The organism is Massilia paldalensis (genome assembly GCF_044901715.1).
Classification (GTDB): Bacteria; Pseudomonadota; Gammaproteobacteria; order Burkholderiales; family Burkholderiaceae_D; genus Telluria; species Telluria paldalensis.
The window spans coordinates 1-14,435 of the sequence record NZ_JBJCIU010000011.1 but is presented as its reverse complement, the minus strand read 5'-3'; the positions used below and the strand labels follow the sequence as shown (position 1 = coordinate 14,435).

Genomic DNA, 14,435 nt, shown 5'->3' with positions numbered 1-14,435 from the left:
ATGATCTTTGCGGTCTATTTTTTGGGCGACCACGCTCGGCTCGGCGCGAGCGAATGGGCAAGTTGGGTGCAAGCTGTTGGATCGATCTCGGCCATTCTCATCTCGCTTGGACTGGCCAATTATCAGATCGAGCGCCAGAAGGATGCTGAACGTCTTCGGGAAGCACAGAACGACTTGCGCATAGCGAACTTTGCCGAGGCGGTGATTCGCGAAGCTCTGGATGCAGTCCGAGCGGTAGCCACTGCCCAAAAGAGCTGGCCGGACGGGACCGGCTACATTTTTCACGGTCGCTCTCGCATCCAAGCGGCGCAAATATTGCTGCGGACGCTTACGACGGAACCTCTGTTCACGGAGCTGATCAATCCGGTGATAGATTTGCACTCGCTCCTTGTCGACGTCGAGTCTGCGGGCGTACAGTTGATCGGCCAAGGGACCTTTAAGAGCAACAGCAAGTTCACCCAATTCTGGGCGCTTAAAGAGAATGCGATGGATACCATCACCATCGCTACGACGCACGCTATGGGAATCGCCCACGCGGCGGCGCAAGAGGCGGCTTAGTTGTCGTAGCATCTCTATGCCTTTGTCTGAGAAGACCCGATTTCGCGCACCGACCACGCCGGGATATCGTTGCGCTGCCCGCGGCGGTTCGGGATGTTCTTTTTGCTCAAGCCCTGGCTCGCGTAGATGTTCGGGCGGTATTGTGCTGGCGTGATCTCGCCGATGTATTGCATCTTCGGCGTCTGGGCCGCGATGTGGTTGCGTGCGAAATCGGTGACGTCGATCTGGCCGTCCTTGTCTTGGACTAGCCAGTTCGCCTCGAAGGCCAGGCGAAGCTTCTCGGCGCGCGAAGACTTCACGCCGAAGTCGACGGCAACGAACAGCGATTCCAAAGTGCGCGGCCCAGTAGCGATGATTAGTTCGGCTGTCTTGTAGACTGCGCTGCGGCGCAGCGGTGCGACATTGATGTTCGAGGTCATGCTGCCTCCATTACGGTTTCGATGAAGACGCGCGCCGCTTCGGCGTTGATCGCGTTGCCGTAGGCGCGCAGGCGTCCCACTCGGGCGGGAGCCCCATGAGCCAACGGGAATGTGCCGGGTTCAACTGGCCGCCACTTTCCATCTCGGCATCCGAGCCAGTCAGCATCTCGCCAGTAGCCGTTACTCGGGCCGGGCCCGGCAGATTGAAGTTGACCTGCTGCGGCAGACTGCTGCCCGACATTCCCTGCGTTAGCGTGCCGGCCCTCTGGCCGTCCGTTGCCGATGGCGTCGTCCAGCCTGCCAGCATCGCGAAGTCGTTGAGGTTCGAGCCGTGCCGGGTCTCGCCCATCGCACGCTTGGCCTGCCCGCCGCCCGAGCCGTCCGCCGTTGTCGGCGTCGGCCAACCCGCCAGAGCCGCCGATATCCGCAGCTCCGAACGTCGGCAGTCGTCCGCCTGCTCGTAGACGTTGCCCTTCCCGTCGCATGACTTGGGCGTTGGCCACCCAGTAGAGCCGGTCTCGGATGTGCGGAGCACCGATGCCCGCAGACGGGAACGGGATCGACCCGACCCGGTATCCCACGCCTTCCAGGTCATCTTGTACAAGGTCGATCCAAGCGTCTGCGTCCTTGCTCGCAACCTGCTCTCCAAGGACGACTGCAGGGCGGCGCTCGCCGATGAGGTGGAAGAAGTGCGGCCATAGGTGCCGCTCGTCAGCAAACCCAGCTCCTTGGCCTGCCGCGCTGAAAGGTTGGCACGGACAGGAACCAGTCCAAACAGGTCGGTCATCTGGCCAGCCGGCGCGGCGAAGCGCGAGGGACCAGACGCCAATGCCGGCGAAGAAGTGGCATTGGGTGAAACCCTCAAGGTCGGAGGGATGTACATCCTCGATACTCCTGGTGTCGACCTCCCCCGGGGCTATGTGGCCGGCGGCGATCAGGTTGCGCAGCCAATTGGCCGCGTATTCGTCGATCTCGTTGTAGTAGGCCGGATCGGCAATCTGGAGCAGGTTCATGCTCGTGCCTCCATGCTCTTGCCACCGGCGCCAAACAGTGCGGCCACCAACGGATCCCGCACGATGTGGTCGCGGCGCATACGGATCGGGTAGTGCTCGTCGTCGGCCATGATGTGGAAGTGCCGCGCCGGGTCGCGCTGGGCGATCTCGAAGTCCGATGCGCGGTGCGGGCGCGGACGGCCAGCTGCTGCGCGCGTCAGCTCAGCGACGTACTCGGTCGCCTGGTCGGCACTGAGCGTCAGGCGGCACAGCTGCTCGCATCCGACCTTTCCGAAAGTGACTTTCTCGCCCAGGTCGACCAGGTACTTGCGCACGCCCGACGGGCCCACCTTCAGGACGTCGCCGATTTCAGCGCGCGTCATAGCTCCACGGGTCTGGAAGGCCAGGACTAAGGAGCAGATACGCTCGATGCGGCCGGCAGTGTGCGATGGAGTTACGTGGCGGGCGCGGGTCACGCTGCACCGCCGATCACGGCGCGCGCCGCTGCGTTCAGGTCTGCTTCGGTCAGGGTCTGGCGGCGGGCCTCGATGACGTAGACGACGTCGCCCGGGCGCAGCCACTGGCGTGCGTGAGCCAGGTCTGCAAGTGACTTTGCGCCGTGCTGCGGCGGGGTGATCGACCAGCGCTGCTCAACAATGGGAGTGCGGGCCGAAGATGTCTCTTCGCCGACGTGCACCGCCGGCGTGATTTCATGTGCTAACATGCGTGCTCCTGATGTAGTTGCTTCACCAAGCCCGGCTGCAACCGGGCTTACTTACTTCTGCTGTTTCGCTTCCTGGGCCTGCGCCTGGATGCGCTTCCACCTCTCGCGGCACATCACGTGCGGCGGTTCCGGCTCGTCGTGCTTCGCCACCGGCGGCGCTTCTTCCTTCTGTTGATCCATCTGTTCTCCTTGTCTGATCCGGGTCAGGCTTCGTGCCGCTTGCCGGGTTATCGTGGTATTCGTGGGGAGCCGGTTTCAGGCCGCCAGTTCGCGGATCTCGGCTACCGGCACGCCGAGGTATTCATGAATGCGCAAGACCAGCGTCGGCCCGAGTGGGCCGCCCGCGCGAAGCTTGCTGATCACGCTCGGGACGACCTCCAGCTCCCGGGCCAGCGCGGCATCACTTTTGATCTGGAAGCGCTCGCGCAGCGTGTCCAGCAGCTTCGGTACGTTGTTCAAGTTGATCCCCTGTTTTGGTTGTATTGGTGACGACATCCCCTGCCGTCTGGGCGACGCCTACTTCGAGGACGGGACCAGGCCGCGCGCCGCGGCAACCGCTTCACTCGCGCTGATCTCTGCCATCAGTTCGGTAGCGGCGCAATCGAAGGCCTGTGATGCCTCGACCAGTTCACGATGTGCGGCGAGGCGCTGCCCTGGCGTTGCATCGGGCGGCAGCGTGACGAGAGCCATCTGCCCTTCCCCACCCTCCTTCATTACCGCGCGCAGGTGCTTGAGCACGTCGAAGCGCAGTGCCGGCGATTGCTCGACCTGGCGGGCCTCGACGCCCAGCGGCAGCAGAATCTGATTCAGGACTTCGAGACGCTGCTCCATCGGCAGCGCAGCCAGGATGGACGGCAGCATGTTGGCCGGCAGCTTTGCGTCCTGCTCGTCGTCGCCCCCGAACCAGCGGTACAGCTTCTGCGCCGCGCTCTTCGCCTTCGTGTATAGGTCTTTGCTGCTCGAATCGAAGGTGATCCCAGTGGTAGCGGCAGCGCCCATGCGCTCGTGCGCCTCCATCACCTCGATCGCGACGGTCTCGCGGCTCTGGCCGTTATCACGGCGCCAGGACTCGACCGCGACGCGGAGCAGGTCAACCAGGGAATGCTTTTGAAGAAACGTCTTCATGATTTTTTCCGAATTGAAAGCTAATCTGACAACACTCAAGAACAAGAACTAAGGCCCAAGCAATGCCCTACTCTCCCACCGCCAATACGCCCCCTCTCGGGGAAGCGCTCAGCGCACAGCGCCTGGAGCTCGCCGATCAACTACTGCGCGCAATGCAGCTGGCAGCAGATCGAAGGTCGGCACCCGACCGCCAGTAGCGCGCGAGATTGCCTCGCACCGCTCCGCCGGGGCTTGGCCTTTTCGCAGCCACTTGTAGACCGCCTGGACGGAAATGCCGCAAGCGTTCGCGATAGCAGGAACGCCTACTTCGTCGGCAGCACGTTGGATCGCTGATGCGTTCGTCTTTTCCATAACCGAAGTAAACCACAGGTTGACTTATAGTGCAACTAAAATCAACCCCAGGTTCGTTGAGTCTCTACGGCTTTAGACCCAAGATGCCGGCCATGACTACGAAACTTGGAAGCACGATCAAATCGCGGCTGGCGGAACTAGGGCGAACGCAGGAGTGGCTTGCGGGCGAGACTGGCGTGTCGAAGAACGCCGTTTCGAAGTGGATTCGGGATGGGAAGATCTCGCGCGTGAACGCGATCGCGGCGGCGAAGGCGTTGGGCTTGAGCGCCGATCAACTACTGCTGGGCCAGCCGCTGGCTGATGCCTCGCCGCCGGCCGAGACAACGCTCGAACGGCTTGACGCAAAGGAAAAGCATTTGCTCGAGCTTTATCGTAGAGCCAGCCGAGATGGCAAGCTGATGATCTACGGAGCTGCGACTGTTGCACCGAAGGAAGAAGATTCAGACACCACTTTCACCCGACCGCAATAGCTTCAGGCGCACCGGCTCAGCTGGTAGCGTACGGCAGTACTGATCGGACAAGTCAACCAGCATGTCTTTCGCGCTCTCTTTCAACGACCGGAAATTGCGGATCAGACGCATCTCCTTGCTGGTCAATTGGAAATCCGAGCTTTGATGCCTGGTTACGACCGCCAGGCTCGGCACTGTCTCATCTACCATCTCAAGTCCTTCTGGAACATCGCGGCCGTCAGGGCGCTGCGGCGTTCCTGCAAATACGTGGTGCCGCCAATGGTGCGCTGAGGTACTGTAGGGCTCCAAGCTCGGCTGACTGTCATCTAAGTACTGTACATTCATACAGTATGGATCGCAGTGTAGCGCACTTTGAACACAACATGGTGTGTATGTTCAAATATTTATTCTTTCTTTCCAGCACGTGATAATTCGTGAGCTTTTGGCAATATTCGATAGCTATACTCACGGCTTGATGGGTGAGTTCGAATGCCACCTGAGGGGAATGAATGGCTCTTATCGCTTGTCACGAATGTGGCGCCCAGGTCAGCACCGAGGCAGCGGCTTGTCCGAACTGCGGTGCTAGGCCGCAGAAGGCACAGCGCTCGCGTGCTCTCTTGTATGCGCTTTTAGGCATATCAGTGATCTTCGTGACATGGGCACTGGTGCGCACGCCGAGTGCTGAAGAAGTCGCGAGCAGCGATGCCCGGATGGCGATCAGCGTATGCTGGGATGACCAGAAAACCAAGTCGTATGAGCCGAGCACGGCGCGCTTCGTTGCTGGCGTATGCGAAAAGATGGAACGCGACTACCGGGCCAAGTTCGGCCGGAACCCATAGCAGGATTACCATGCCCCGCGCGATCCCCGAAGTGCTCGAAGGCGGCTATGTCGTCCTCATCAAAAACCGCTTGAAGGCGAACGAAGAGACCGATCCCACGAAATGGGCCCTGTGGAAGCTCATCTGGGAATGCTCATCGTTCGAGCAGCTCGCCCGCCTGGCGCCCGATCCCGTCAACACAACCAGCACCGGCCGGCGCATCACCTGGCGCACTGAAGTGCGCTGGGCACTTAAGCAGGGCTGGATCCGCAAGGTCAACAACAACGCTCAGCAGTGAGAATTGGAGAGCCTTTTGCCAATCTGACAGCGTATGATTCCCGCAAGTAATCGCACTCGCGATTTCGCGACTTGAGGAACACATGGGCTCGTTCAGCATCTGGCATTGGATGGTCTTGCTCGTCATCTTTAGCGTGTACATCGTACCTATATGGCGCATCGTGTCGAAAGCCGGCTACTCAGGAGCTTGGAGCATCCTGAGCTTCATCCCAGTACTCAACGTCATCATGCTGTGGGTGTTTGCATTCAGCCGCTGGCCAAACGATCGCACATGACACACCTCCGCTTCGGGCTGCTGCTAGCATTAGCCTCGATGTTCGCGCACGCCCAGCGCGCGCTAGACCCTGCACCGCTCCCGCGGCACCAGCTTGCCTCACCATCCGAATCGACCAAGTCCGCGGCGGAGCCCAACGAAGCGAACCTGACGTCGCATCGTAACTATGGAGCGAATGGACGAGTACAGCTTATTGGACTGGTTAATCTCGCGCAAAGCACCGCGCTTACGTTCGAACGATGGCGGAGCGTAGGCACAGTGACCCAACAGCGACAACATATGCCCAGCTTGCAGCTTTACTAACGAACAGTAGTTGTCTGACCTCAAGATAAAGCCGCCAAAAGCGCCTAGTTGAATCCACTAAACCTCCGACATCGCAAAAATGTGATAGCATGCCATACGATTTTTTTTGTTACTGTAGCGAGAACGGCAAGTGTGACGTACTCGACGATTACAACTCGGCTAGCCCCTCTATCCAAGCTGGCCTTGATGCGGCCTTAGATTACCTTAAGAACTTAAGGCGAGATAAGTGGACTAATCCAAGAAAACATGCGGCTAGACTTGACAAGCAAGATTGGCCCGATTTTTACGAAATAAGGTTTTTTGCCGACAAAGTTCAGCAGAGACCTATAGGTTTTTTTGGAAGGCAGCCTGACGAGTTCACTTTCGTCTTGTGGTGTATAGAGCAAAATGGGCGGCTTAAACCAAAATCCTGGTTTAACACGTGCAACAGCCGCCGACTTGCAATCCTCGATTCCACCGCAACCACCAAAGACCTTTACCCTGTAGACGATGAATAACCGAAAGCTTAAAAAGCTAAAGAACGAAGAATATCGCGCTGCTTATGTTTCAGCTCACGTAGATCAAGGCCTCGCTTATCAAATTCGCGTCCTTCGAGAAAGCCGAGGATGGGACCAACAGCATCTAGCTAAAAAATTGGGTTTAAAAAGCCAGTCAGCTATTGCTAGAATCGAGGATCCATCGTACGGAAAACTGAGCCTAAGCACAGTTAAGAAACTTGCAAAAGCGTTTGATGTAGCGGTCCTAACAAAATTTGTTCCGTTCAGCCGTTTTTTGCTTGAGACCGAACTGATCTCAGAGGAGAGCTTGGCGGTCGACTCGTTCGACGTTGAGTTACCGCGTCTTGAGAAGGCAGTCGTCCAGCTTACGCCGCTAAAGGTCTTTAGCAGAGCTCAATATGCTATATCGGCCACGAACAGCAGAGGTTCGCACTCAGGTGGCTTCAGTGCAGCCGGCCTTCAAGCATCTGTGATAACGAACAGCCTACAAAAGAAGGAAGAACACCATGCGTAAAAAGATAGAAATTCGCCAGGACAATGCTAAGTTCGATCTCGTTTTTCAAGATTCGACACCGGAATACTATACCGATGGACTCGGTCAGATGATGGTCGGCCCAGTGATGTCAAAAATTTTATTCTACTCATCTGGCGGCATTGATGAAAACGGAATTGAAGAGCGGAATATCGCGTTCCACGTCTGCATCCCCACTAATGCGCTTTTTGACATGACGCGCGAGATTATTAACAACACCATACCCAATCGAGATTTAATCTTAACTCAAGCGGAGGTAGCGCGAAATTCGCTAGCGGATTTAACCGCAAAGTTCAAAGAGCTATAACTTTTTCCGCTGCAGTTCAGCATCCAATTGCTCGTGCGAATGCGAAAATTTAACTATGCCTAGTTGAACTCTGTTTATTGGCTCAACGGATTACTGTGTGGAACCTGAATGATGTCCGCGAGCACTCTCCATGTGGAAACGTCGGTGACAGTTCGGGCAGAGATACATCCTTCTGGGCTTCTCACTAGGTACAACGGTAGGGACATCATGGGCGAACAGCATCCATCCCTCGAACACGCCTTGGCACGACTGGCACCGGTTCCCAAGCATCTCGAGCAGCATCTCGTGCCTCGGTGTGGAACGGCTCATCAGCTCACCAAGCTCCGCACGCGGCTGGCCATGGTCCCGATTCTTGAACAGGAGCCGGGCCCTCAGGACTTCGAAGCTGTAGCCCCGGCCGGAGCGGTTGATGACCTTCACCACCCCGTTGAGAGCTTCCGTGTACCCGTTCGAAATCCGGTGGTCGAAGTAGGTCAGCATCTCGTCGCGCCAGTTCCTGGTCGACGTCAGCAGCGGCATGAAGCTCTTCTTGCCCCTCTTCATGTCAGCCGGTACCGACTTGCGCCAGGCATCAAGCAGCCGCTCGGCCTCGGCTCTGTTCGATGCGTCGTAGATGTCGTAGAAGGCCTCCTTCAGCCGGTACGCGGTAGCTACATGCGGTTCGTTGTCCAGCCACATCTGGAGGTTGAAACGGCCCTTCTCGTCCAGGTGCTTATAGCGCATCCGGAGCAGCGACTTGCGCCGCATCCAGTCGCGGCCCACGGCTTTCTCTTCGCCCTTGGCCAGCTCGGTCCGGATGTCGTCCATGGCGCGATTGGCCATTCTGACCAGGTGGAACTTGTCGACGACGACCGGCAGGTCAGGGAAGACGGCCCGCGCCGCGTCCTTAAAGGGCTTCCACATGTCGATAGCCAGGCCCTTGACGTGAGTCCGGTCCTTGAACTGATACAGCCAGCTAGTCACCAGAGGCTTATCGCGGTCTGGCAGCATGTCGACCGGTACCCGGTTGACTACGTCGGTGATGATGCACCGGAGCTTGCCGTCGATTTGCGTCTCGTCCATGCCGACCCATTCTGGCAGCAAGGGCTTGTACTCGGCGTTGAGTTGCTTGATGTAGTCGCCCGCGATGGTACGGACGGTCTTGTCGTCGCAGCCAACATGCTCGGCCACGCGCACGAAGGTATCGCGCAAGCACTGGGACTGTATGTACTCGGCGCACCGCTCCGTCATTCGCATGGCGCCGTGGAGGCCGCCCAGCGGCTGAATGAAGGTGCTGGCGCAGTCACGGCACTTGTACCGCTGCGCCCGCGCCAGGATGCGTACGTGCTTCCCCCTGATGGGGCTGTCGCGGATGGTGACTAGCTTCGGGCCATGTCTGTACAGATTACCAACCACGCCGCACTTCAGGCAGACATCGGGGAGAACTGTGTACTCGGCTTCGATTTCGTATTCGTCGCCGTCAAGACGGGTCCCCAGAGCTTTCCAGCCATGGAGGTCAAGGATGTCCACCATCGATTACAGCGACGCTTCCAGTTCGGCGACGATGCTTTGCATCTTGACAATCACATCCTTGGCGGCTCGGATTTGTGCCTTGGTGTGCTGCACTTGCTTTTCGCTTTGCCCCTTTTCATAGACACAGTAGTAAATACTGTCGAGCGAAATGTTCTTGAAATGCGACTCCGAGTTGCCAAAGTTAAGCACGAAATGCGGCTCGTCACCATCCGTCAAGTTCAGGGAGACATCAGTGTCATCGACAAACTCTTGCAACAGAATATTCCGAACCGACGACCCGAGAGCCTCGATACTAGGGTCCGCCAGCTCAGAAAGCGCCTTCCTGATGGTCTCGCGATAGTTCCAATCTTCGAGATGCATACTAAATCCCTTCCACACGATTATCCGGATTTAGATTATCGCACAGAACTGCTTATTCCACACCTTGTTCCGCAGAGCCTGTTTATTATCTCCACTTGCATGCCCACTATCTCCGGGCTTTTTTCATCACCCGCACCGACTTGCTCCGGCGGTAGCGCCTGGCGGGCCGGAGCGCAAAACCTGGGAACATGTCCAAGGACGAGCAGCTGCTCGCGGTCGTCGATTCAGCCGCCTGCGGCTTCGACGGCTTCTGTGCGGCGGCTGCCCGTTTCGCACTGCGCCGTACTACCTTCTCCGTCGACGCTGCATCGGCCGCCGCGCGTTGCGCAACCTGGTCGATCATCTCAGCTGTGATCTCCATTGCGCCGTGCCTTCGCGGCCAGCCGGCCTGCAGCGGGAACGGAATGCCGAATACCTGGGCCTCGATCTTCGTCAGGGCCTTTGCCTTTTTTCCTCGCTGCGCCAGGTAGACCGTCAGGGTCAATTTTTCCGGCATTTTCCGGCCCTTTTTTGTTTTGAGCCTTGTATAGGTACTAACAAAGCTATCAAAAGGTACTGCTAACTGCAGTAACTATTCATCCTTCTAACTTCAACCCCTGTCGGGGTTTAGGGCTATCGGGGGCTGGGACGAAGACTCAGCTTTCCTCAGAAGGTTGAGCCTTTACGTATTAGATCGGTACGCCGTCTACTACGACTCGTCAGCCTTGCCGGTCCGAAGGTGCTAACTTCGCTGCCTTCGTGCGTATCTCAGACCATCCCCACAGTACGCCTATCCCCTCACCCCTGCCGGCGATTCCCGACGAGTGAAGCGGCTGATGCCGTCAGCTCGGCTACTCTCCGGGCCCTTCTGCGTCGGAGTTCCCCTCCCTGCTCCAGGCTTGCGATCGGCCGAGTTCGGCTGACGGGAGCAATTTTACACAATAAATCAACCTTGGGTTGACTTCTTTTGTGAACCTGTGGTTTACTAGCTCGAACGAAGCGAGCACAGCACCTGCTGAGCCGTTGGCCCGGAGAGAACGATGAGCACTACAGACCAATCCCGCACGATGACCGCACAGCAGCTGATCGAGGCTGTCGACAAGGCCATCCACTTTTCCAACTCGATGGACTGCGTTGCGCGCCGGCCGATCGTGGCTGCGAATTTCGAACGCCAGTGGGCCCGCTTGGGCGCCTTCCTGACCTCGCTGTCGATGACGCTCGACGAGGTGTCGCCGGGCCTCTTCGCGAAGATCGCCGAGTTCCAGGAAGACGTCGCCTACGAGCGCAATCCGATGCTCGATGCGGCTGCAAGCAAGGAGCAAGGTCAATGAGCGCCCAGCGCATCCAGTGGGAAGGCGAGTACCTGAAGCAAGCCTTCGCCGACGAAATCGAGCTGGCTGGCGTGCATCCGAAGATTCGCGCGCGCCGCGTCGCAATGCCGACCGATCTTCACATCCTGACCGAGCTGTATCCGAGCCTGCCCCGCGGTAACGGCTTCGAGACCCGATTGGCGCGCACTACGCCTTCGCTTGCCCTGCCCCGCTGGAGGCGCTCGTGGGTCGCAGCGGGCCCGCTGATCGGTGAGCTGAATCTGAGCATCCGCCAGGACGAAGAGGAAGGCACGGTCTCCGTCGGCAACGGCACCCGCCGGCGCGACATAACCGAGAGCTTCGCTGATCACCCGAACAAAGACGCGGCTATCTGCGCAGCGATCGTGCGCGCAGCTATCCGTGTGTGTACCGAGGCACGCGAACAGCAATGCTGATCCTGCTTCTCTGGCTCCTTCACGCCCGCCACGCCATCTACTGGCTTCAGCCAGTGCCGTATGCCGACGGCCATCGCGAGGCGGCGGGTCTGAAGGAGCGCCCAGATCAACTCGAATACGGCTAGCTAGGGCGCTTGTCGAGCGGCATTCCGACAAGCGCGGCCGACTAAGGCAAATCGCATAGCACAGGAGTACCACTGCCCCGCACGACGGGGCTTTGGCACTGAAAGACCACGAAGTCCAACGCACCAGGGGAGATCGACATGGCATTCCGCATCACTGCAACCGACAGCGCCGGCGTGCGCACGTACATCGCGATCGGCAACCGCGACGCCTTGATGGACAACGAGTACGACCGCGGCGCCCTGGGCGTCACGGTCGTCGCGGCCTGAGGTGGCGACCATGAGCCGCCATCAGATCGCCCACCGCGTGTTTGGCTACGCCTTGGTGTGCGCCGCCTCGGTTCTCCTGGCCTTCGTGATCGTCGTAACGCGTGTGGTGCCGCAGTGATCCGCCGCGCTGGACAAGCCCTCGTGTTCTGGCTCGCACTGCTGATCGTCTATGCCGAGGCCCAGCGTAACGACGACCACGCCGAAGCGATCCTCATCGTGAAGTAAGCGCGCACCGCGCACAACCACAAGGAAACCAAGATGTTTTTCAAGAACGTCCAGCTGTACCGCCTCCCCGCGCCGTGGGGCATGACCGCCGAGCGCTTGGCAGAAGCCCTCGCCTCCCAAGCCTTCGCGCCGGCACCGAGCAACGAGCTGCTGCGCCAGGGCTGGGCCTCGCCGCGCGAGAACGGCCAGCTCGTGCACGCTGCAAACGGGCAGTTCCTGCTATCGCTCGTCACGGAAAAGAAGATCCTGCCGTCGAAGGTGATCAACCAGGTAGCGAAGGCAAAAGCCGCGGAGCTGGAGGAACAGCAAGGCTTCCCGCCGGGGAAGAAGGCGATGAAGGAACTGAAGGAGCGCGTGGCCGACGAGCTGCTGCCGCGCGCATTCCCCGCGCGGGACGCTGTCGACGTCTGGATTGACCCGAAACATGGCTGGCTGGTCGTGAACTCGTCCACCGCATCGAAGGCCGACGACGTGATCAAACTGCTGCTGAACGCTGTCGACCGTCTGCCCCTCGAATCGCTGCGCGTCCAGTCCTCCCCCGCCGCCGCGATGACGGCTTGGCTCGAATCTGACGAAGCGCCGCATAACTTCACGATCGATCAGGACGCCACCCTACGCGCCACCGGCGAGAGCAAGTCTCAGATCGGATACAAGCGTCACACGCTCGATCCGGAAGACATGCGTCGCCACATCGCGGCCGGCAAGCTATGCCAGCGCCTGGCGCTCACCTGGAACAGCCGGATCTCGTTCGTGCTCACCGACCAGCTGTCGATCAAGGCCATCAAGCCGCTCGACGTCCTCAAGGAAAACGACTCGGTCACGTTCGACCAGGCCGAACGCTTCGACAACGACTTCACGCTGATGTCCGGCGAGCTGGCGAACCTGTTCGCCGACCTGGTCGAAGCCCTGGGTGGCGAGGCGCGGGGATGAAACGGAAGCGCATTCTCCGCTCGACACCGCGCTTTCCGCAGGTTGTCCGGGGCCGTCGTTACTACGCCGACCTCGATCACATCACCTGGCAAGGCGAAGTCGAGCGAGAGAAGAAGGCGCGCGAAGCCGGCGCGGCGGAAGCCGATCAGGCCACACAGATTACAACCACTACTGACGAAGAAAAATAATGCCATACGCAAACCACATGGCCTCGCTGAAGGCGGCCGCAGAAGACAAGAACAACCCGAGCGTCTCGAAAACGACAGCCTTCGCGGTCGATCCGCGCGTCCTCGTTGTCGAACCGGGCTTCAATGCCCGCCCGCTCAATGCGGACCATGTGGCCTCACTCTCGCTGGCCCTGCGCAACGGCGCAGTGTTCCCGCCCCTGGAGGTGCGCGTCGAAGACGGCCAGATCCTCATCGTCGACGGCCACCATCGCCACGCTGCGGCCATGGACGCCATCGAGAAAGGCTTCGACATCAAGGCCCTCGACGCCCGCCACTTCCGCGGCAACGACATCGAGCGCGTCGCGCACATGATTACCAGCGCGGGCGGCCTGCCGCTCACGCCGCTGCAGCTCGGCATCCAGTACCGCAAGCTGATGGGCTGGAACTGGACCGAGAAGCAGATCGCCGACCGCGTCGGCAAAACGGTCGTGCACGTCAAGGACATGATCACGCTCGCTGAAGCAAACAGCGACGTGCACCAGGCGGTCAACGACGGCGCAGTGTCCGGAACCACTGCCCTGGAGATCGTGAAGGAACACGGCAGCAAGGCCGGCGCCGTGATCAGCCAGGCGCTCGAACAAGCGAAGGCCGAGGGCAAGACGAAGGTTACCCCGTCGCTGCTGGCGAAGCAGCAGGGTCAAAAGTCACTTTCGGACAAGCAGATCCTCGCGTGGCTGCTCGATCGCGCCCAGCGCAACGGCCCTGGCGCTCTGAACGGCGAATGGGGATTTTCGATCCGCTTCGAGGTTGCCGCGCCCGCCGCCGGCGCCAACATCGACTTGCGCACCGCCCTCGCCGCCGCAATCGCGGCAAAGGCCTGAACCCACTTTCGAAGGAGCCGGACCATGACAGACGAACAGAAACGCCGCATCAACGACCACCGCCCGGCCGTTGGCCTCCAGTGGGACGAGAACAACCCGCCACCGCGCGTGCCGTTCGATCGCCCGGAGCAATGGACGATCCTGCTCACCAGCGGCAATCACGGTCTGGTCGGCTCCTACGGGCACACGTTCCCGCACGCTGAAGGCGACCACGAGCGCATCAACGTCGTCGACGAGGCCGTCGTCATCAAGCTGCGCAAGCGCATTCGCGAACTCGATGCGGCCGGCAACACCAATAAAGCAGTGCTGACGGATGAGCAGATCGGCAAGTTGGGCGATGAGATTCTGTCGCTGCATCGCCAACTGGCCGCCGAAAAGCTGCGCGCCGACCAAGGCTGGGAGCGCGCCAAAGCCAAATCGAAGGAGTGCATCGAACTGCGCGAACGTCTCCCCGCTCCTGCACCTGCAGATAACCCGAGCACGGCGGGTGCCGGTAACGAGCGCGCACTCTTCGAAAGCTGGGCGCAAGGTCGCGTCACCAGCCTGATTCAAGGAAAGTTCGGCACTGGGTACGTATA

The 14,435-nt window shown here is 59.6% G+C and carries 25 protein-coding genes; 14 read left to right on the top strand and 11 right to left on the bottom strand.

The genetic code is table 11. From position 1 onward, the window contains the following. Positions 1-558 carry a hypothetical protein gene (locus ACI1V7_RS27055; RefSeq protein ID WP_404535508.1) on the top strand — a complete coding sequence of 186 codons (558 nt, stop codon included), beginning with the start codon at positions 1-3 and terminating at the stop codon, positions 556-558. Positions 559-572: 14 nt separating this feature from the next. On the opposite strand, the gene ACI1V7_RS27050 is transcribed toward ACI1V7_RS27055, so the two are convergent. The 8 genes from ACI1V7_RS27050 to ACI1V7_RS27015 all read right to left on the bottom strand — a co-directional run bounded on the left by ACI1V7_RS27050 (position 573) and on the right by ACI1V7_RS27015 (position 4,169). Further along, positions 573-977, bottom strand: a complete 405-nt coding sequence (locus tag ACI1V7_RS27050) for a hypothetical protein (RefSeq protein WP_404535505.1) — start codon at positions 975-977, stop codon at positions 573-575. Beyond that, a complete protein-coding gene (locus ACI1V7_RS27045; RefSeq protein ID WP_404535502.1) occupies positions 974-1,990 on the bottom strand; it encodes a DNA cytosine methyltransferase in 1,017 nt (338 codons plus the stop codon). Before ACI1V7_RS27045 ends, ACI1V7_RS27050 begins: the two co-directional genes overlap by 4 nt. Beyond that, the gene (locus ACI1V7_RS27040; protein WP_404535499.1) at positions 1,987-2,352 is read right to left on the bottom strand and encodes a hypothetical protein; all 366 of its coding nucleotides are present in this window, start codon (positions 2,350-2,352) and stop codon (positions 1,987-1,989) included. Before ACI1V7_RS27040 ends, ACI1V7_RS27045 begins: the two co-directional genes overlap by 4 nt. Before the next feature lie 89 nt (positions 2,353-2,441). Then, on the bottom strand, positions 2,442-2,693 hold the full coding sequence (locus ACI1V7_RS27035; protein ID WP_404535496.1) for a hypothetical protein: 252 nt from the start codon (positions 2,691-2,693) through the stop codon (positions 2,442-2,444). Positions 2,694-2,744: 51 nt separating this feature from the next. Then, positions 2,745-2,873: a hypothetical protein gene (locus ACI1V7_RS27030; RefSeq protein ID WP_404535493.1), complete on the bottom strand. Its 129-nt coding sequence runs from the start codon at positions 2,871-2,873 to the stop codon at positions 2,745-2,747. Between the two features lie 75 nt (positions 2,874-2,948). After that, positions 2,949-3,152 carry a hypothetical protein gene (locus ACI1V7_RS27025; RefSeq protein ID WP_404535490.1) on the bottom strand — a complete coding sequence of 68 codons (204 nt, stop codon included), beginning with the start codon at positions 3,150-3,152 and terminating at the stop codon, positions 2,949-2,951. 57 nt (positions 3,153-3,209) lie between these two features. Further along, entirely contained in the window at positions 3,210-3,818 is a 609-nt protein-coding gene (locus tag ACI1V7_RS27020) for a toxin YdaT family protein (protein ID WP_404535487.1), read from the bottom strand. A 108-nt stretch (positions 3,819-3,926) separates the two neighbouring features. Beyond that, complete coding sequence (locus ACI1V7_RS27015) at positions 3,927-4,169, bottom strand: YdaS family helix-turn-helix protein (protein ID WP_404535484.1); 243 nt, start codon at positions 4,167-4,169, stop codon at positions 3,927-3,929. 92 nt (positions 4,170-4,261) lie between these two features. Between ACI1V7_RS27015 and ACI1V7_RS27010 the strand changes: the two genes are divergently transcribed. From ACI1V7_RS27010 to ACI1V7_RS26990, 5 genes are all read left to right on the top strand, one after another. Then, on the top strand, positions 4,262-4,639 hold the full coding sequence (locus ACI1V7_RS27010) for a helix-turn-helix transcriptional regulator (protein ID WP_404535481.1): 378 nt from the start codon (positions 4,262-4,264) through the stop codon (positions 4,637-4,639). 488 nt (positions 4,640-5,127) lie between these two features. Then, on the top strand, positions 5,128-5,457 hold the full coding sequence (locus ACI1V7_RS27005) for a zinc-ribbon domain-containing protein (RefSeq protein ID WP_404535478.1): 330 nt from the start codon (positions 5,128-5,130) through the stop codon (positions 5,455-5,457). 10 nt (positions 5,458-5,467) lie between these two features. Continuing rightward, on the top strand, positions 5,468-5,734 hold the full coding sequence (locus ACI1V7_RS27000) for a hypothetical protein (protein WP_404535475.1): 267 nt from the start codon (positions 5,468-5,470) through the stop codon (positions 5,732-5,734). Positions 5,735-6,799: 1,065 nt separating this feature from the next. After that, a complete protein-coding gene (locus tag ACI1V7_RS26995; RefSeq protein WP_404535472.1) occupies positions 6,800-7,321 on the top strand; it encodes a helix-turn-helix domain-containing protein in 522 nt (173 codons plus the stop codon). Continuing rightward, on the top strand, positions 7,314-7,646 hold the full coding sequence (locus tag ACI1V7_RS26990; RefSeq protein WP_404535469.1) for a hypothetical protein: 333 nt from the start codon (positions 7,314-7,316) through the stop codon (positions 7,644-7,646). Before ACI1V7_RS26995 ends, ACI1V7_RS26990 begins: the two co-directional genes overlap by 8 nt. Positions 7,647-7,736: 90 nt before the next feature. Here ACI1V7_RS26990 and ACI1V7_RS26985 read toward each other — a convergent pair whose 3' ends face one another. The 3 genes from ACI1V7_RS26985 to ACI1V7_RS26975 form a co-directional block, all read right to left on the bottom strand. Further along, positions 7,737-9,158: an ISL3 family transposase gene (locus tag ACI1V7_RS26985; protein WP_404535466.1), complete on the bottom strand. Its 1,422-nt coding sequence runs from the start codon at positions 9,156-9,158 to the stop codon at positions 7,737-7,739. Positions 9,159-9,161: 3 nt separating this feature from the next. Next, positions 9,162-9,518 (bottom strand): hypothetical protein, encoded by a 357-nt coding sequence (locus ACI1V7_RS26980; protein ID WP_404535463.1) that lies wholly within the window; start codon positions 9,516-9,518, stop codon positions 9,162-9,164. A gap of 106 nt (positions 9,519-9,624) precedes the next feature. Beyond that, positions 9,625-10,002 (bottom strand): hypothetical protein, encoded by a 378-nt coding sequence (locus ACI1V7_RS26975; RefSeq protein ID WP_404535460.1) that lies wholly within the window; start codon positions 10,000-10,002, stop codon positions 9,625-9,627. 535 nt (positions 10,003-10,537) lie between these two features. Between ACI1V7_RS26975 and ACI1V7_RS26970 the strand changes: the two genes are divergently transcribed. The 8 genes from ACI1V7_RS26970 to ACI1V7_RS26935 form a co-directional block, all read left to right on the top strand. Further along, entirely contained in the window at positions 10,538-10,828 is a 291-nt protein-coding gene (locus ACI1V7_RS26970; RefSeq protein ID WP_404535457.1) for a hypothetical protein, read from the top strand. Then, positions 10,825-11,262, top strand: a complete 438-nt coding sequence (locus ACI1V7_RS26965) for a hypothetical protein (RefSeq protein WP_404535454.1) — start codon at positions 10,825-10,827, stop codon at positions 11,260-11,262. Before ACI1V7_RS26970 ends, ACI1V7_RS26965 begins: the two co-directional genes overlap by 4 nt. Then, on the top strand, positions 11,256-11,387 hold the full coding sequence (locus tag ACI1V7_RS26960; protein WP_404535452.1) for a hypothetical protein: 132 nt from the start codon (positions 11,256-11,258) through the stop codon (positions 11,385-11,387). The genes ACI1V7_RS26965 and ACI1V7_RS26960 overlap by 7 nt, the downstream gene beginning before the upstream one ends. A 138-nt stretch (positions 11,388-11,525) precedes the next feature. Continuing rightward, a complete protein-coding gene (locus ACI1V7_RS26955) occupies positions 11,526-11,654 on the top strand; it encodes a hypothetical protein (protein ID WP_404535450.1) in 129 nt (42 codons plus the stop codon). A gap of 258 nt (positions 11,655-11,912) precedes the next feature. Further along, positions 11,913-12,809 (top strand): recombination-associated protein RdgC, encoded by an 897-nt coding sequence (locus ACI1V7_RS26950; RefSeq protein WP_404535448.1) that lies wholly within the window; start codon positions 11,913-11,915, stop codon positions 12,807-12,809. Continuing rightward, positions 12,806-12,997 (top strand): hypothetical protein, encoded by a 192-nt coding sequence (locus tag ACI1V7_RS26945; RefSeq protein ID WP_404535445.1) that lies wholly within the window; start codon positions 12,806-12,808, stop codon positions 12,995-12,997. Before ACI1V7_RS26950 ends, ACI1V7_RS26945 begins: the two co-directional genes overlap by 4 nt. Before the next feature lie 17 nt (positions 12,998-13,014). Continuing rightward, positions 13,015-13,857, top strand: a complete 843-nt coding sequence (locus ACI1V7_RS26940; protein WP_404535443.1) for a ParB/RepB/Spo0J family partition protein — start codon at positions 13,015-13,017, stop codon at positions 13,855-13,857. Between the two features lie 24 nt (positions 13,858-13,881). Then, on the top strand, positions 13,882-14,435 hold a 554-nt coding region (locus tag ACI1V7_RS26935), incomplete at its 3' end, for a hypothetical protein (protein ID WP_404535441.1).

What these genes read in the sequence shown, in the direction of transcription:
- ACI1V7_RS27055 (WP_404535508.1), top strand. Translation starts at nt 1, where the DNA reads ATGATCTTTGCGGTCTATTTTTTGGGCGACCACGCTCGGCTCGGCGCG.
- ACI1V7_RS27050 (WP_404535505.1), bottom strand. Translation starts at nt 977, where the DNA reads ATGACCTCGAACATCAATGTCGCACCGCTGCGCCGCAGCGCAGTCTAC.
- ACI1V7_RS27045 (WP_404535502.1), bottom strand. Translation starts at nt 1,990, where the DNA reads ATGAACCTGCTCCAGATTGCCGATCCGGCCTACTACAACGAGATCGAC.
- ACI1V7_RS27040 (WP_404535499.1), bottom strand. Translation starts at nt 2,352, where the DNA reads ATGACGCGCGCTGAAATCGGCGACGTCCTGAAGGTGGGCCCGTCGGGC.
- ACI1V7_RS27035 (WP_404535496.1), bottom strand. Translation starts at nt 2,693, where the DNA reads ATGTTAGCACATGAAATCACGCCGGCGGTGCACGTCGGCGAAGAGACA.
- ACI1V7_RS27030 (WP_404535493.1), bottom strand. Translation starts at nt 2,873, where the DNA reads ATGGATCAACAGAAGGAAGAAGCGCCGCCGGTGGCGAAGCACGACGAG.
- ACI1V7_RS27020 (WP_404535487.1), bottom strand. Translation starts at nt 3,818, where the DNA reads ATGAAGACGTTTCTTCAAAAGCATTCCCTGGTTGACCTGCTCCGCGTC.
- ACI1V7_RS27015 (WP_404535484.1), bottom strand. Translation starts at nt 4,169, where the DNA reads ATGGAAAAGACGAACGCATCAGCGATCCAACGTGCTGCCGACGAAGTA.
- ACI1V7_RS27010 (WP_404535481.1), top strand. Translation starts at nt 4,262, where the DNA reads ATGACTACGAAACTTGGAAGCACGATCAAATCGCGGCTGGCGGAACTA.
- ACI1V7_RS27005 (WP_404535478.1), top strand. Translation starts at nt 5,128, where the DNA reads ATGGCTCTTATCGCTTGTCACGAATGTGGCGCCCAGGTCAGCACCGAG.
- ACI1V7_RS27000 (WP_404535475.1), top strand. Translation starts at nt 5,468, where the DNA reads ATGCCCCGCGCGATCCCCGAAGTGCTCGAAGGCGGCTATGTCGTCCTC.
- ACI1V7_RS26995 (WP_404535472.1), top strand. Translation starts at nt 6,800, where the DNA reads ATGAATAACCGAAAGCTTAAAAAGCTAAAGAACGAAGAATATCGCGCT.
- ACI1V7_RS26990 (WP_404535469.1), top strand. Translation starts at nt 7,314, where the DNA reads ATGCGTAAAAAGATAGAAATTCGCCAGGACAATGCTAAGTTCGATCTC.
- ACI1V7_RS26985 (WP_404535466.1), bottom strand. Translation starts at nt 9,158, where the DNA reads ATGGTGGACATCCTTGACCTCCATGGCTGGAAAGCTCTGGGGACCCGT.
- ACI1V7_RS26980 (WP_404535463.1), bottom strand. Translation starts at nt 9,518, where the DNA reads ATGCATCTCGAAGATTGGAACTATCGCGAGACCATCAGGAAGGCGCTT.
- ACI1V7_RS26970 (WP_404535457.1), top strand. Translation starts at nt 10,538, where the DNA reads ATGAGCACTACAGACCAATCCCGCACGATGACCGCACAGCAGCTGATC.
- ACI1V7_RS26965 (WP_404535454.1), top strand. Translation starts at nt 10,825, where the DNA reads ATGAGCGCCCAGCGCATCCAGTGGGAAGGCGAGTACCTGAAGCAAGCC.
- ACI1V7_RS26960 (WP_404535452.1), top strand. Translation starts at nt 11,256, where the DNA reads ATGCTGATCCTGCTTCTCTGGCTCCTTCACGCCCGCCACGCCATCTAC.
- ACI1V7_RS26955 (WP_404535450.1), top strand. Translation starts at nt 11,526, where the DNA reads ATGGCATTCCGCATCACTGCAACCGACAGCGCCGGCGTGCGCACGTAC.
- ACI1V7_RS26950 (WP_404535448.1), top strand. Translation starts at nt 11,913, where the DNA reads ATGTTTTTCAAGAACGTCCAGCTGTACCGCCTCCCCGCGCCGTGGGGC.
- ACI1V7_RS26945 (WP_404535445.1), top strand. Translation starts at nt 12,806, where the DNA reads ATGAAACGGAAGCGCATTCTCCGCTCGACACCGCGCTTTCCGCAGGTT.
- ACI1V7_RS26940 (WP_404535443.1), top strand. Translation starts at nt 13,015, where the DNA reads ATGGCCTCGCTGAAGGCGGCCGCAGAAGACAAGAACAACCCGAGCGTC.